At 75.0% G+C, this 505-nt stretch carries 2 protein-coding genes; both read right to left on the bottom strand.

Annotated features, from left to right (window positions below; all coding sequences use genetic code 11):
• A partial coding sequence (locus RF638_RS16240; RefSeq protein WP_368842489.1) for a hypothetical protein occupies positions 1–180 on the bottom strand: 180 nt, incomplete at its 3' end.
• Between the two features lie 24 nt (positions 181–204).
• Positions 205–505, bottom strand: a 301-nt coding sequence (locus RF638_RS16235) for a class F sortase (protein ID WP_368842488.1), incomplete at its 5' end; no start/stop codon positions are given.

Here is a 505-nt window from a genome sequence, read left to right as displayed (position 1 = left end):
CGCGGCACTCAGCGCCTGCTCGTCCCCCGCGGCGAACGCGGCGTCGAGCTCGGGTCCCCATTCCGGGGGCGGCGTCGGCATCGTGGAAGGGCTCCTCGTGGGGCGGAGGTCGCGGGCGCCCGGGCGGTGCCCGGGCGTACGAGTCGTGCCCAGCCTAGTGGACACCGGCCATCCGGTCATGCGCCTCTCGCCTCCCTCCGCCGCTCAGGGCACCGGGACCGCCCGCAGCACCACGTTGTCCTCGTAGTCCCCGATCTCCTCGAGCCACTCCCCGCCGCACGTCACGAGGTGGAGCACCGGCTCGCCGGTCCGGCGGAACAGGTCCGCCTCCGCGAGGGACTTCTTGTGCACGTGCTGGACGGACTCGGTGCGGTAGCGCTGGACGCTGCCGTCCGCCCGCTCCACCCGGACCTCCGCCCCGACCGGCACGTCCTTCAGCCGCGCCATCGGCGTGACCTCGGTGAGGGTGTCGACGTGGCCGGCGACGACCGCGGCGCCCTCGCCC

Origin of the sequence: Kocuria sp. CPCC 205235, from assembly GCF_040980905.1 — a bacterium.
Taxonomy (GTDB): domain Bacteria; phylum Actinomycetota; class Actinomycetes; order Actinomycetales; family Micrococcaceae; genus Kocuria; species Kocuria carniphila.
The sequence above is the reverse complement of the archived record's forward strand: the minus strand, read 5'-3'. Positions and strand labels throughout refer to the sequence as shown.